Below are 14,304 nucleotides of genomic sequence, written 5' to 3' on the forward strand. Positions count from 1 at the left end.
GAAGCACACCGACAAAATCGGCGAACCACCCGGGGGTCACTGTCCGCGGGACCTGTTGACCGGGCCTCTCAGGGCCCGTTCTGTCCGGCTCTCTCGCTGACAGGAACTAAGTTACACGGCGCTTCCGGGCCCGTGAACAGGGGGGTCGGTTCACGGGATCACCGCAGGTCAAGGACCGGTTTCAGGCCGCGCGGGCCGCCGCACCGCGACGGAGACCGCGACGCTCGCGCCGGTGCTCCCGCTCGCGGACCCCGCGTGCGGGCAGCGAGAGCCGCCAGATCGACCGGGTCGCCTGCCAGAACTGCCGGGGGAAGGGCCCCGTGGTGTAGGGCAGCTCGTACTTCTCGCAGAGCGCGCGCACCTTGACCGCGATCTCGGGGTACCGGTTGGACGGCAGGTCGGGGAACAGGTGGTGCTCGATCTGGTAGCCGAGGCTGCCCGACATGACGTGCATGACCCGGTTGCCCGTGAAGTTGGCCGACCCGAGCAGCTGGCGCAGGTACCACTCCCCGCGGGTCTCGCCCTCGAGCTCCTCCTCGGTGAAGACCTCGGCGCCGTCGGGGAAGTGCCCGCAGAAGATGATCGCGTAGGACCAGATGTTGCGGATGACGTTCGCCGTCGCGTTCGCGGCCAGGGTCTGCGCGGCGGCGGGTCCGGTGAGCAGCGGGAACAGCACGAAGTCCTTGCGCATCTGGCGCAGGTGCTTGCGGCCGACGTCGAGCAGCTTGCGGCGGAACTCCTCGGGGTCCTCGAGCTGCCACTTGATCAGGCCGTCGACGTCGAGGTCGTGCAGCGACACCCCGTGCTCGAACAGCAGCATGAGCAGCACGTTCCAGAACGGCTGGCCCAGGTAGGCGGGATGCCAGGGCTGGTCGGCCCGGACGCGGAGGATCTCGTACCCGACGTCCTTGTCCTTGCCGATGACGTTCGTATAGGTGTGGTGCAGGTAGTTGTGGGAGTGCCGCCACTGCTCGGCCGGGCACACGTTGTCCCACTCCCAGGTCGACGAGTGGATCTCCGGATCGTTCATCCAGTCCCACTGGCCGTGCATGACGTTGTGCCCGATCTCCATGTTCTCGAGGATCTTGGCGACCGACAGCATCGCGGTGCCGGCCAGCCACAGCGGCGGGATCCGGCTGCCGAACAGGGTCACCCGGGCGGCGACGTTCAGCCGTCGCTGCCAGGTGATCAGGGTGCGGACGTAGTCGGCGTCGGCCTGGCCCCGTCGCTCCTCGACGTCGGCGCGGACGGCATCGAGCTCGCGCCCGATCGCCTCCACGTCGGCCTCGGTGAGGTGCGCGAACTCCTTGACGTCGGAAATGGCCACGGTTCCTCCAGCGGTCGGGACGGGGGCACTCAGATCTCGAGGACGCAGTCGCCCGCGGCGGCGGTGACGCAGGTCTGCACCTTCTCCGCGGGCGTGTCCGGGTCGCCCCGGCGCTCGGAGCCGTCGCGCAGGTCGCGCACCGTCCCCGAGCGGAGGCCGACGGTGCACGTGTGGCAGATGCCCATGCGGCAGCCGTAGGGCAGGTCCAGCCCGGCCTGCTCGCCGGCGTCGAGCAGGGTGGTGGCTCCGTCGATCTCCACGGTGGCGGCGGTGTCGCCGCCGTCGGGGCTCGACGTGCCGCGTGCCGCGGAGCCCGCGCGCAGGAACGTCACGGTGCCGCCCTCGGCCTCACCGCCGCGCAGCGACGCGGAGAAGCGCTCGACGTGCAGCCGGTCCTCGCAGCCGGCGGACTCCCACAGCTGCTCGGCCTCGTCGAGCATCGCCTCGGGGCCGCAGGCCCAGGTGCTGCGCTCGCGCCAGTCCGGGCAGTACCCGGCGAGCCCGTCGGGGGTGAGCCGCCCGTGTTCGCCGGTCAGGTGCAGCTGCACCCGCAGCGACGGGTGGCGCGCGGCCAGACCCTCGAGCTCGCCGGCGAAGATGACGTCGCCGTCGCGCGGGGCGGAGTGCACGAGCACCACGTCGGGGACGGTCCCGCGACGGTCCAGGGTGCGCAGCATGGCCATGATCGGCGTGATGCCGCTGCCCGCGGTGAGGAACAGCAGCTGCCCCGGCGGCGGGTCGGGCAGCACGAACTCGCCCCGCGGCAGGGCGAGACGGACCACCGTCCCGGGGCCGACGCCGTCGACGAGGTGGCGGGACAGGAACCCCTCCGGCATGGCCTTCACCGTGATGGAGATGTGCCGGCGGCCGCGGCGGGGCTCGGAGGTCAGCGAGTAGGACCGCCAGTGGAACCGGCCGTCCACCTCGACGCCGATGCCGACGTACTGCCCGGGCCGGTGGTCGAACGACCAGCCCAGCCCGGGCCGGATCACCAGCGTGGCGGCGTCCTCGGTCTCCCGCACCACCTTCACCACCCGGCCGCGCAGCTCGCGGGCCGACCACAGCGGGTTGAGCAGGAGCAGGTAGTCGTCGGGCAGCAGCGGCGTCGTGAGCCGGGCGGCGGCCCGGCGCGCACGGCGCAGTCCCTTCGGCAGTACGGCCTCGGTCATGACCCCACCTCGTCGTCGCGGTCGGGAATCATCGGACCCGATCTCCGCGGCGACGGCAACTTGAAGACGCGACACCGTCATCACCAGTGCGAACGCGCTGCCCTGCTGACCACCGAAAACGTTACATTGATTTTCTCGGCAACGATGTCGAGATCGCGGGTCTAGGATCGGCCGGGTGCCGGACTTCCCCATCGAGGAGCTGGCCCACCGGGCCGGGATGACCGTGCGGACGGTGCGCTCCTACATCACGCGCGGGCTGCTGCCGCCGGGTGAGCGCGCGGGACGGGCGGTGCGCTACACCGACGTCCACGTCGACCGCCTGGACCTGGTGAACGGGCTCCGGCGCCGCGGCTTCTCCCTCGGCGCGATCGAGGTGCTCGTCGCCCAGCACACGGACCGCACGGCCGAGGACGCGCTGCGTCTCTACCGCGGCATGCTCGCCCCCTGGCAGCCCGAGGAGCCCGTCGAGGTCGCCGAGGACGAGCTGCCGGACCTGCTGGGCCCGGACGCGCAGGCCCCCGGCGGGGCGGCCGACGAGCTGCTGGTGGCCCTGCGCGAGGCGGGGGTCGTCGAGACCGCCGGTCCCGGACGGGTACGCGTGCTGCGCCCCGACCTCGCCCGCGCCGCGGCCGGGGCGATCCGCCTGGGCATCCCGCCCGGCGCGCTCGTGGGTATCCGCCGGCGGCTCGACGACCACACCGGCGCCGTCGCGCAGATGTTCGTGGAGCTGTTCGCCGGCCAGGTGTGGGCGGGGTACGTGGCGGCAGGCCTGCCCGCCGACGGGGCGCCGCGCATCCAGGAGACCGTCGAGCAGCTGCAGCCGGTCGCGACGATGGCGCTGCTGTCGTCGTTCCGGTTCCGGATGCAGGCCGAGATGGACACCTTCATCGCGCGGATCTCGCGCGACCTGTCCCCCGAGGCCGGTCGCGCGATCGGCGTCCGCACCACGGACCTGGACGATGGTTGACATCGCAACCATACTTCCGCAGGTGAGCGCCACCGTGACGACCGACGTCCTCGTGATCGGCAGCGGGCCCGCGGGCTCCTCGGCCGCCCTGTTCCTCGCCGGGCTCGGGGTCGACCACCTCGTGATCACCAAGTACCGCTGGACCGCCGACACCCCGCGGGCGCACATCACCAACCAGCGCACCGTGGAGATCCTGCGTGACCAGGGCGTCGAGGACGACGTCGTCGCCGAGGGAACGCCGTCGCACCTGATGGGCGAGACCGTGTTCTGCACCGCGCTGGCGGGCGAGGAGCTGGGCCGGGTGCGGACCTGGGGCACCCACCCCGCGCGGCGGGCGGACTACACGCTGGCCAGCCCGTCGTCGCACTGCGACCTGCCCCAGGACATCCTCGAACCGATCCTGGTGGGGCGCGCCGCCGAGCGCGGCAGCCGGTTCCGCTTCGACACCGAGTACCTGGGCCACGTCCAGGACGAGGACGGCGTGACCGTCACCGCGCGGGACCGGATCACCGGCGCGGAGCTGACGATCCGTGCCCGCTACGTCATCGGTGCCGACGGCGGGCGCAGCGCCGTCGCCCGCGACGCCGGGCTGCCCTTCTCCGGGCGCGGCGAGCTCGCGGGCAGCATGAACATCGTCTTCGACGCCGACCTGACCCGGCTGGTCGAGCACCGCCCCAGCGTCCTGTACTGGGTGCTGCAGCCCGGCGCGGACGTCGGCGGCATCGGGATGGGCGTGCTGCGCATGGTGCGGCCGTGGACCCGGTGGATGGCGATCTGGGGCTACGACCTCGCCGGTCCCCCGCCGGAGCTCGACGACGCCGCCGCCACCGCGATCGTGCACGACCTGCTCGGTGACACGTCGGTGCCGGTGACGGTCCGGTCGACGTCGCTGTGGACGGTCAACGAGCTGTGGGCCACCCGCTACCGCGCCGGGCGGGTCCTCTGCGCCGGCGACGCCGTGCACCGCCACCCGCCGTCGAACGGCCTCGGGTCCAACACCTCGATCCAGGACGCGTACAACCTGTGCTGGAAGCTCGCGATGGTGCTGCGCGGGCAGGCCGGCCCCGGGCTGCTCGACAGCTACGACGCCGAGCGCGCGCCGGTCGGCGAGCAGGTCGTGCGCCGCGCGAACCGCTCGGTCGAGGAGTTCGGCCCGATCTTCGAGGCGCTGGGGCTGGCGCCCGGGACCGATCCCGCCGTCATGCGCGCGTCGATGGCCGCCCGCGGCGACGACACCCCCGCCGGCGCCGAGCGGCGGGCCGCCCTGCGCCGCGCGCTGGAGCTGAAGGACTACGAGTTCAACGCGCACGGCGTCGAGATGGGCCAGCGCTACACCGGCGCCGTCGTCGAGGACGGCACCCCCGAGCCCCCGCCGGAGCGCGACCCGGAGCTGTACTACCGGCCCACCACCCGGCCCGGGGCCCGGCTGCCGCACTGCTGGCTGGGCCGCGACGGGCACCGCGTCTCGACCCACGACGTCACCGGCAAGGGCCGCTTCGCGCTGCTCACCGGCATCGCCGGCGGCGCGTGGGCCGGCGCGGCCCGCACCGTCGCCGACGAGCTGGGGATCGAGCTGGCCGCGCACGTCGTGGGGCCGGGCCGGGAGCTGACCGACCTCTACGACGACTGGGCCCGGCTGCGCGAGGTCGGCGAGGACGGCTGCGTGCTGGTCCGCCCGGACGCGCACGTCGCCTGGCGCAGCCACGCCGCGGTCGCCGACCCGGCCGGCGCGCTGCGCGGCGTCCTGCGCGCGATCCTGGACCGGGCGGCGTGAGCGGCGTCGTCCACGAGCCCCTCCCCCGCGGGGTGCGGGCCCTGCTCGGGCGGGCCTGGGCCGGGGAACGGCCCGGGCCGGTGACCGCCGGGTGAGGGTCGTCGGCCTGCACGTCGCCCCGGAGCGGGGCGCGCCGATGCACGACGTCGACCGGGTCGAGACCGTCGCCGGGCGGGGCGTCGTCGGCGACCGGTACTTCGGCACCCGGCACCGGCACGTGTCGGTGCAGAGCCGCACCGAGCTGGACGAGGCCGCCGCGCGGCGGGGCGGCCCGGTGCCCTCCGGCGCGACCCGGCGCACCGTCACCGTCGACGCGGGGACGGTCCCGATCATCCCCGGCACCCGGCTGCGGGTGGGCGGGGCCGAGCTCGAGGTGGTGCGCAGGGCGGCGCCGTGCCGGGTGATGGAGACCGCGGTCGGCCCGGGCGCGCGCCGCGCGCTGCACGACCGGGGCGGCGCGGTGTGCCGGGTTCTCGGGTCGGGCCCCGTCGCGGTCGGCGACGCCGTCACGATCGTGGAGCCGTGACGACGCACCGCATCGCGGGCGCCCCGCCCGTCCCCCACCGGTCACCCGGGGTCACCCGTCGGTGACGCGATGTCGGCACCGGACCGTCACGCGGGGGCCGTCCGCGCGTTGGACATCCCGAGGGACCGGGACGAGCGAGGAGCGGGACACGTGCCGAAGGCGACCACGCGCAGGATCCGGATCGCGACCGGTGTCGTGACCGGGCTCGTCGTCCTGGCCGGGGTCGCGACCGCCGGCGTCGCGGCGGCCGACGCCGAGGCCGAGAACAGCCAGGTCGCCCGGGCGACGCACGCGGAGAAGCAGGTCGCCGGCACCCCGTGCTCGGTGTCGGCCCGGGCGTGCGTGGACCTGGAGTCGCAGCGGGCCTGGCTGATCACCGACGGCGAGGTCGCCACCGGTCCGGTGCCGGTCGCGTCCGGCGGCGCGGACCAGGAGACCCCGGTCGGGCACTCGTTCCGGGTGTACCGCAAGGAGGCCGACCACCGCAGCGGCGAGTTCCGCACCCCCGAGGGCGAGCCCGCACCGATGCCGTGGGCGGTGTTCTTCGCCGACGGCGGCGTCGCCTTCCACGGCGGCGACCGCGACCGCGCCTCGGCGGGCTGCGTGAAGCTCGACCCCGGACCGGCCCGTCAGTTCTTCGACGGCCTGCAGGTCGGAGACAAGGTGCAGGTGCTGAACGCCTCCACCGAGCGCGAGCAGCGCGCGGCGCTCAACGCGCGCTGAGCGGCGGGCCCACGGTCCCGGGCGCGACCGGACCGTGCGCACCGAGGTGCACGACGAACTGCTCCACCGGCCGGCGCAGCTCGCCCGGCCACGGCCACTCCGCCCCGTACGGGTCGCGCCGGACGTGCCCGGCGAGCGGCTCGCCGAACACCGCGTGCGCCCACGCCTCGGCCCACGCGACCGGCGTCGTGACCTGACGGCCGTCGCGGACCCGGAACAGCGCGGCGCGCACGTGCCACACCGTCGTCGCGGGTCCGGCCGGGCCGGCCCCCGCGGCCAGCACGAGCCGGGTGCCCGCACGCGGCCCCGGCACCCGGGCGTGCGCGTGGAACGCGGGTTCGGCGCCGCCGGGTGCGGGGTGCGGGTGCAGCACGTCGCGCAGGTGCAGCACGACGTCGGGATGGCGCTCCCGGATCCGCTCCGCGGCGGCGCGGACCCGGGCGGCGCGACGGCGGGCCGTCACGGCTGCTGGGGGCGGCCGCCGTCGTCGGGCCGGCCGGCCAGCTCGCGGTGCGCCCCACCGGTGATCCGGTCGTCGTGCTCGGCGAGCTCGCGCTCGTGCGCCTGGTCCCGGGCGCGTTCCAGCGCGGCGGTCTCCCCCGCCGGGTCCGGCGTGAGCAGCGAGCCGGGCACGGCCCGCCCGGAGTAGCCGAGCTGGTTCATCCGCTTGGGCACCGAGGCGCCCTGGTAGGCCAGCGGGACCGGGTGGCCGTGCGCGTCGACCCCGGCCAGCGGCTGGTGCACCTCGATGAACTCCCCGCCCGGGGTGCGCCGGATGACGCCGGTCTCGATGCCGTGCTCGAGCACCGCCCGGTCCGAGCGCTGCAGCCCGATGCACCAGCGGTAGGCCGCCCAGTAGGCGATCGGGGGCAGCACCAGCATGAGGATGCGACCGGCCCAGGTCGTCGCGTTCAGCGAGAAGTGGAAGAAGTAGGCGATCCAGTCGTTGAAGCTCGACAGCACGAGCACCATGTAGAACGCGATGGCCATCGCGCCGAGTGCGGTGCGGACGGGCACGTCGCGCGGGCGCTGCAGCAGGTTGTGGATCGCGTCGTCACCGGTGAAGCGCCGCTCCAGCACCGGGTAGGACGCGGCCAGCACGAACAGCACCGGGAGGAAGCCCGCGGTCGGCAGGAACACCGACGGGATCGTGTAGCGGTCGAAGAGGTAGAACTCCCACGGCGGGAAGATCCGGGCCATGCCGTCGGACCACATCATGTAGAAGTCCGGCTGGGAGCCCGCCGACACCTGTGAGGCGTCGTAGGGGCCGAGGTGCCAGATGGGGTTCATCTGGAACAGCCCCGAGACCGCCGCGAGCACCCCTGCGACGACGAAGAAGAACGCGCCGCCCTTCGCCGCGAACTGCGGCATGATCCGCACACCGACCACGTTGTTCTCGGTCCGCCCGGGCCCGGGGAACTGCGTGTGCTTCTGGTACCAGACCAGGCCGAGGTGCGCGGCGATCAGCGCCAGGATGATCCCGGGAAGGATCAGCACGTGGATGATGTAGAGCCGCGGGATGATCTCGGTCCCGGGGAACTCGCCACCGAACAGCGCCCAGTGCACCCAGGTACCCATGATCGGCACCGACATCGTGATGCCGGACGCGATGCGCAGCCCCACCCCGGAGAGCAGGTCGTCGGGCAGCGAGTAGCCGGTGAAGCCCTCGAACGTGCCGAGCAGGATCAGCACGATCCCGATCGTCCAGTTCGCCTCGCGCGGCTTGCGGAACGCTCCGGTGAAGAACACCCGGAACATGTGGACGATCATCGCCGCGACGAACAGCAGCGCCGCCCAGTGGTGCAGCTGGCGCATGAACAGCCCGCCGCGGACCTCGAACGAGATCTCCAGCGCCGACTCGTACGCGCGCGACATCGGCACCCCCCGCAGGGGGTCGTACGGGCCGTTGTAGACGGTCTCGGCCATCGACGGATCGAAGAACAACGCCAGATAGGTGCCCGACAGCAGCAGGATGATGAAGCTGTAGAGCGCGATCTCCCCCAGCATGAACGACCAGTGAGTCGGGAAGACCTTGTTGAACTGCGTCCGCAGCCCGCTCGCCGGGTGGTACCGCTGGTCGGCCTGGTCCAGCGCCGCTGCCGCCCGGCCGGGCCCGCGTGGGGTGGTGCTCGTCGCCGGACTCATCGCCGCTCCCTCGCTCGCCCGTCGTGTTCCTTCCAGCATGAAACCCCGCGGCGGAACGGCAAGTCGATCTTGTGGTCAGGCCCCGGCGGTGGACGCGGGCCGCGGGAACGTCGTGTGCCCGACGGTGGCGGCCTCGCCGACCTCCTCGAGGACCCGGGCCACGTCGACCGGGCCGAAGGACCCGCAGAGCTCGATCAGCCGGACGCCCTCGTCCTCGACGAGCGCGCGGGCGACCAGCGGCGCGTCGAGGACGTCGGGGACCGCGACGAGCAGGGTGCGCCTGCCCTCGCGGTCGAGCTCGGTGCGGTCGAGCGCGGGGTCGGTGCCCGGGTGCAGGAACACGTGTGCGCGGATCTCGGTCATCGGTCGGTCCTCTCCCGGCCGCGGCCTCGCTGTTCGAGCCGCTCGGCGCCGGAACGAGGGTAGGTCGATCTTCGCCCGGTCCGCGCGCCGGACCGGGCCGGGTCAACGCGCCCGGGACGCGAGGCGGCGGGCGTTGGACCGCACCCGGGTCCGGACGGGCTCCAGCGCGCGGGCGACCGTCGCCGGCCCCGGCGGGGAGGTGAGCAGCACCGTCACGGACCGGGAGAACCCGTCCACCTTCTCCGCCCCCATCCGGTGGAACTCCCGCAGGTCGGCCGCCCGTGGCGGCAGGCCGGCGGTGACCATCCGGGCGGTCCGGCGCGCGATCACCAGCGGCGCGAGCGCGGCGATCTCCACGACGGAGCGCACGACACGCGCGGACGCGGACACGGAGCGGGGCACGCCCGGACCGTAACCGGTCACCGAGGGCCCGGGACCGGTCACCGCCGGTTTCCGGGCGACACCCTGTCCCCCGTTAACGATGGAGCGGCCGAGCGCGACAGGCAACCGACCGCGAGCCCGGGGAGGAACCACACGCATGGCCGTCGAGACGTTCTGGGACGGGCTGGAACGGCGGATCGCCGCCGGCGAGACGCTGCACACCGAGCACGCCGGCGCCGCACCGGACGGTGTCACGCCCGAGGCGCTGCGCCGTGTCCTGGACCTCGAGGCGCACCACCTGCACCGGCCCGGGCCGGGCGCGGTGGCCCAGCAGCTGCTGGCGGGCGCCGTCGTCGCGGGTGAGGCCGCGCTGGCCGGCGCCGCGCGGGCCCGGCTGACCGCGCAGGGCGTCCCGGCGCTGGCCACCCGCTGGCGGACCCGGCCGCCGTCACCCGCGCTGTCGCGGGTGCTGGACGGCCACGGCGACGCGGTCGTCGCGCTCGCCGCCGGCCCGGACGGGCTGCTGCTGTCCCTCGACGCCTCCGGTGAGTCCGGTGCCTGGGACACCACCGGCGGGCAGGCCCTCCCCGACCCGCTCGCGGGACCGGGCGGCCCGCGCCCGGCCGCGGCCGCGCCCCCGGCCCGGGTGCTCGCGCTGTCGGCCGACGGCGGCCTGCTCGCCGTCGCCGGCGACGGGCCGCTCGTGCGGGTGCTCGCCACCGACGGAGCCGCACGCGGCGCCGAGGTCACCGCGCTGGCCGGCGCGTCCGCCCCGGTCACCGCGCTGGCGGTGACCGCCGGGCGTCCCACCCGGGTCCTGGCCGGCGGCGCCGACGGCGTGGTGCGGGTGTGGGACGCGACCACCGGCTCGGTGCCGGTGGCCGCGCACGGCCACCGGGGCGCGGTGACCGCGCTGGCGGAGACCGGGTGGCGCACCGTCGTCTCCGGCGGGGCGGACGGCACGCTGCGGACCTGGGACCCGGTGACCGGCGCCGCGCTCGGGCTGCTGGAGGGCGGGCCCCCGGTCGTCGCCGTCGCCGAGGCCGCGCCCGGACGGCTCGTCGCCGCCACCGCCGACGGCGCGCTGCACGTGTTCGCGCTGGACGCCGGCGTGCCGCACGACCCCGTCCGGCTCGAGGTCCCCGGCGACGGCGTGCCGGTCACCGCGGCCGCGGCGGCGGGGGCCGGGCGGGTCGTCGTCGGGCGCGCCGACGGGTCGGTGCAGCTCGTCCCGGTCGCCGGGGCCGGCGACGTCCGCACGCTGACCGGGCACGGTGCGCCGGTGCGCGCGGTGGCCGCGGACCCGGCCGGAGCCGTGCTCGCCTCCGGCGACGACCACGGCCGCGTGCTGCTGTGGGACCCGCGACGCGAGAGCGGGCCCGCCGTCGCACCGCCGGCCGGCGCCGTCGGCGCGGTGGCGGCGACGGCGGGGCTGGTCGTCGCGGCGGGCCGGCGCGGCGGGCTGACCGCGCACGACCCGCTGACCGGGGCACGCCGCTGGGGCGTCGGCGCGGGGTCGGGACCGGTGTGGTTCGACCCGTCCGGGACACGGCTGTTCGCCGTGTCCGGGTCCGCGACGGTCGAGGAGCGCTACGCCACGACCGGCGTGCGGGCCGGTGCGGTGTCGCTGCCCGGGCGGGTGCTCGCCGGGCGGGGCGCGCTGGTCGTCGCCGCCGAGCCGGACGGGACCGTCGCGGTGCGCGACGCCCGAACCGGGCGGGCCTACCGCAGCATCCGGCTGCCCGCGCCGCCGCGGCACGCGGCGCCCACCCCGGGCGGGGCGACGGTGGTGCTCGCCGCCGACGGCGCGCTGACCTGCTGGCGCCCGGCGAGCGGGGAGACCACCACGGTCGGCCTGCCCGCGGGCCTGGTCACCGCGGTCGCCGTCGACGACGACGGCTGCCACGCCCTGGCCTGCGACGCCGACGGCCGGGTGCACGTCTGGGCACTCGGCGCGGCCGCGGTGAGCACGGTGCGCGCGGACGCGGTGCACCTCACCGGGGCCGTCGGCGCGGGCCGCTGCCGGGCGGTGACCACCGGCTCGGACGGCGTCGCCGTCCTGTGGGACCTCGCCGGTGCGACGGCGGCCGGGCGGGCCCCGCTCGACGCCCCGCTGACGGCCGTCGCGGCGGGGGGCGGCGCCGTCGTCGTCGGGGACGGGGCGGGCGAGCTGCACTGCCTCGACGTGCTCGCCGGGGCCGCGACCGAGCTCCCCACCGGCACGATCCCGGAGCAGGGCGCACCGGCGGCGGTCCCCGCACCGCGTACGGGGACCGCCGACCGGGAGGCCGCGGCTCAGCTCAGCGAGTAGCCCGCGAACTTCTCGCGCAGCGTCTTCTTGGAGAACTTCCCGACGCTGGTCTTGGGCACCTCGTCGATGAACTCGACGGCGTCGGGGAGCCACCACTTGGCGACCCGGTCGGTGAGGAAGGCGATCAGCTCGTCGGCGGTGAGGGTCTCGCCGTCCTTCACCACGACGCAGGCCAGCGGGCGCTCCACCCAGCGCTCGTGCGCGACCGCGATCACCGCGGCCTCGGCCACGCTCGGGTGGGCCATGATCTCGTTCTCCAGCTCGACCGAGCTGATCCACTCGCCACCGGACTTGACCAGGTCCTTGGTCCGGTCGACGAGCTTGACGTAGCCGTAGCGGTCGACGACGGCGACGTCGCCGGTGCGCAGCCAGCCGTCGGCGGTGAACTGGGCGCCGCCGCCCTCCCCGCCGTAGTACTCGGCGGCGATCCACGGGCCCGCGACCTGCACCTCGCCGGAGGTGACGCCGTCCCACGGCTGCTCCTCGCCGGTCTCGGGGTCGGCGATGCGCAGGTCGACCAGCGGGACGGTGGGGCCCTGCAGGGCGCGCACGGAGGCCTTCTCGTCGTCGGACAGGTCGTCGTGCTGGGTGCGCAGCACGCCCAGGGTCGCGACCGGGGAGGTCTCGGTCATCCCCCAGCCCTGCAGCACCGGCAGCCCGATCGCCGCCCGGAACCCCTCCGACATCGACTTCGGCACCGCCGAGCCGCCGCAGAGCAGGACCCGCAGCGAGGAGCAGTCGTAGTCGCCGAGCCGGGGCAGCAGGCCCATCCAGATCGTCGGGACGCCGGCCGCGACGGTCACCCGCCGGTCCTGGATCAGGGTCAGGACCGCGTCGGGCGTCATCCCGGGGCCGGGCAGCACCAGCGAGGTCCCGGCCAGCAGGCAGCCGTAGGGCAGGCCCCAGGCGTTCGCGTGGAACATCGGCACGACCGGCAGGACGACGTCGCGCTCGCGCAGGCCGACGCCGTCGGCGAACAGCGTCGCCAGCGAGTGCAGCACCGTCGAGCGGTGGGAGTAGACGACGCCCTTGGGGTTGCCGGTGGTGCCGGAGGTGTAGCACATGGCCGCGGCGCTGTTCTCGTCCTCGACGACGAACCGGCCGGCGTAGGGCTCGGCGGCGGCGAGCAGCTCCTCGTAGTCGAGCACGCGCGGGTCGTCCGGGATCTCGGTCGGGGCGCCGTCGTCGATCACCACGACGTGGCGGACCGACGGGATCCGGTCGACGTGCGGCCAGAACAGCCCGAGCAGGGAGCGCTCGACGAACACCACCTCGTCGTGGGCGTGGTCGGCCACGTAGACGAGCTGGTCGGGGAACAGGCGCAGGTTCAGCGTGTGCAGCACCCGGCCAGTGCAGGGCACGGCGAGGTAGAGCTCGAGGTGGCGGTCGGTGTTCCAGCAGAACGTGCCGACCCGCCCGTCGGCGGAGACGCCCAGGGTGTCGAGCACGGTCGCGAGCCGGCGGGTGCGGACGGCCCACTCGGCGACCGTCGTCGTGCGCACCGTCCCGGCCGGGGTGGCGGTGGCGATCTCCTTGTGCCCGAAGTACTGCTCCGCACGGTGGAAGACGTGCGGCAGCGTCAGCGGACGGTCCTGCATCAGACCGAGCATCGTTGCTCCTGGTGGCGTTCCGGAAAGGTCGGCACAGCCTACCGTAACTCGCGTTATGTAACGACGAAATCGGTCAGTCCGTCCGGCGGATCAGCAGGACGCACACGGCCCAACCGGACACCCGCCGTCAACACCGGTGACACGCTGTCCTACCGTCTTCTCCGGCGTCCCCGAGCCCTGCGGCCGGCGGCGCGAGCACGCAGGGTCAAGCAACCGGCCCGGCATCCCCGGGCTGGTCCCGGGGAACCGTTTCCGCAGACATCATCTGCCGGACACGCCGGGCCTCCGGTGCCGCTCGCGCGGCACCCGTCGAACCGTCGCTCCGGCGCGGCGGAGGTCGACATGCTTTCCGGGTCCTCGGACGCGCAGGTGCTGCGCGCCTGCTGCGACGATCCCGCGTTCCGTGCCACCCGCTGTCCGTACCTGGTCCTCGACGGGGAGCTCACGGTGGTGGGCGCGAACGCCGCCTTCCGGGCGGCGACGCTGCGCGAGCCCGGCGAGCTGACCGGACGTCCGCTGCCCGAGGTGTTCCCGGACGCCCCCGGCACCGACAGCGCCGACCTGACCGCGTCGCTGTCGCGGGTGCTGCGGCTGGGCCACCGCGACCACCTGCCGGTGCGCCGCCACGACGTGCCGGCCCCCGCCGGTGCGCCCGGTTTCGTCGAGCGGGTGTGGGTGACGGTGAACTCGCCGCTGGTGTCCCCGGACGGCCGCGTGATCGGGGTGCTGCACCACGCCGAGGACGTCACCGGCCTGCTCTCCCCCGGCCCGGACGGCGCCGACCTGCCCGCGGCCGCGCTGGCCCGCGCGCTGGAGCGGGAGAACTCCCACCTGCGGGCCCGCTTCGCCCGCCACGCCAGCATCGAGCAGGCCAAGGGCGCGCTCATGGCCCAGCGCGGGTGCTCGGCCGACGAGGCGTTCGCGCTGCTGCGCCGGTTGTCGCACGAGACGAACGTGAAGCTGCACGTCGTCGCGGAGGCGTTGCTCGCCGACACCGTCGGGGGGTGA

The 14,304-nt window shown here is 74.9% G+C and carries 13 protein-coding genes; 6 read left to right on the forward strand and 7 right to left on the reverse strand.

Features of this window, described 5'->3' with window-relative positions; all coding sequences use genetic code 11:
• Positions 1-181: 181 nt before the first annotated feature.
• Positions 182-1,327: a fatty acid desaturase family protein gene (locus WJX68_RS17975; RefSeq protein WP_340292430.1), complete on the reverse strand. Its 1,146-nt coding sequence runs from the start codon at positions 1,325-1,327 to the stop codon at positions 182-184.
• A 29-nt stretch (positions 1,328-1,356) separates the two neighbouring features.
• Positions 1,357-2,496 carry a ferredoxin reductase gene (locus WJX68_RS17980; RefSeq protein WP_340292432.1) on the reverse strand — a complete coding sequence of 380 codons (1,140 nt, stop codon included), beginning with the start codon at positions 2,494-2,496 and terminating at the stop codon, positions 1,357-1,359.
• Between the two features lie 175 nt (positions 2,497-2,671).
• Here WJX68_RS17980 and WJX68_RS17985 point away from each other — a divergent pair, with 175 nt between their 5' ends.
• The 4 genes from WJX68_RS17985 to WJX68_RS18000 all read left to right on the forward strand — a co-directional run bounded on the left by WJX68_RS17985 (position 2,672) and on the right by WJX68_RS18000 (position 6,486).
• On the forward strand, positions 2,672-3,463 hold the full coding sequence (locus WJX68_RS17985; protein WP_340292434.1) for a MerR family transcriptional regulator: 792 nt from the start codon (positions 2,672-2,674) through the stop codon (positions 3,461-3,463).
• Between the two features lie 22 nt (positions 3,464-3,485).
• Positions 3,486-5,237, forward strand: a complete 1,752-nt coding sequence (locus WJX68_RS17990) for an FAD-dependent oxidoreductase (RefSeq protein ID WP_340292436.1) — start codon at positions 3,486-3,488, stop codon at positions 5,235-5,237.
• 91 nt (positions 5,238-5,328) lie between these two features.
• Complete coding sequence (locus tag WJX68_RS17995) at positions 5,329-5,763, forward strand: MOSC domain-containing protein (RefSeq protein WP_340292438.1); 435 nt, start codon at positions 5,329-5,331, stop codon at positions 5,761-5,763.
• A gap of 150 nt (positions 5,764-5,913) precedes the next feature.
• Positions 5,914-6,486 (forward strand): L,D-transpeptidase, encoded by a 573-nt coding sequence (locus tag WJX68_RS18000; protein WP_340292441.1) that lies wholly within the window; start codon positions 5,914-5,916, stop codon positions 6,484-6,486.
• On the opposite strand, the gene WJX68_RS18005 is transcribed toward WJX68_RS18000, so the two are convergent.
• The 4 genes from WJX68_RS18005 to WJX68_RS18020 form a co-directional block, all read right to left on the reverse strand.
• A complete protein-coding gene (locus tag WJX68_RS18005) occupies positions 6,473-6,949 on the reverse strand; it encodes a hypothetical protein (protein WP_340292443.1) in 477 nt (158 codons plus the stop codon). The genes WJX68_RS18000 and WJX68_RS18005 overlap by 14 nt on opposite strands.
• Positions 6,946-8,631: a cytochrome bc1 complex cytochrome b subunit gene (qcrB, locus tag WJX68_RS18010; RefSeq protein WP_340292445.1), complete on the reverse strand. Its 1,686-nt coding sequence runs from the start codon at positions 8,629-8,631 to the stop codon at positions 6,946-6,948. The genes WJX68_RS18005 and qcrB overlap by 4 nt, the downstream gene beginning before the upstream one ends.
• Positions 8,632-8,706: 75 nt before the next feature.
• On the reverse strand, positions 8,707-8,994 hold the full coding sequence (locus tag WJX68_RS18015) for a DUF6506 family protein (RefSeq protein WP_340292447.1): 288 nt from the start codon (positions 8,992-8,994) through the stop codon (positions 8,707-8,709).
• 102 nt (positions 8,995-9,096) lie between these two features.
• Positions 9,097-9,396: a hypothetical protein gene (locus WJX68_RS18020; RefSeq protein ID WP_340292450.1), complete on the reverse strand. Its 300-nt coding sequence runs from the start codon at positions 9,394-9,396 to the stop codon at positions 9,097-9,099.
• Between the two features lie 136 nt (positions 9,397-9,532).
• Here WJX68_RS18020 and WJX68_RS18025 point away from each other — a divergent pair, with 136 nt between their 5' ends.
• On the forward strand, positions 9,533-11,686 hold the full coding sequence (locus WJX68_RS18025; RefSeq protein ID WP_340292452.1) for a WD40 repeat domain-containing protein: 2,154 nt from the start codon (positions 9,533-9,535) through the stop codon (positions 11,684-11,686).
• Here WJX68_RS18025 and WJX68_RS18030 read toward each other — a convergent pair.
• Entirely contained in the window at positions 11,671-13,296 is a 1,626-nt protein-coding gene (locus tag WJX68_RS18030) for a long-chain fatty acid--CoA ligase (RefSeq protein WP_340292454.1), read from the reverse strand. The two genes, WJX68_RS18025 and WJX68_RS18030, sit on opposite strands and share 16 nt — an antisense overlap.
• 342 nt (positions 13,297-13,638) lie before the next feature.
• Here WJX68_RS18030 and WJX68_RS18035 point away from each other — a divergent pair, with 342 nt between their 5' ends.
• A complete protein-coding gene (locus WJX68_RS18035) occupies positions 13,639-14,304 on the forward strand; it encodes an ANTAR domain-containing protein (RefSeq protein WP_340292456.1) in 666 nt (221 codons plus the stop codon).

Source organism: Pseudonocardia spirodelae (genome assembly GCF_037727765.1).
Taxonomy (GTDB): Bacteria; Actinomycetota; Actinomycetes; order Mycobacteriales; family Pseudonocardiaceae; genus Pseudonocardia; species Pseudonocardia spirodelae.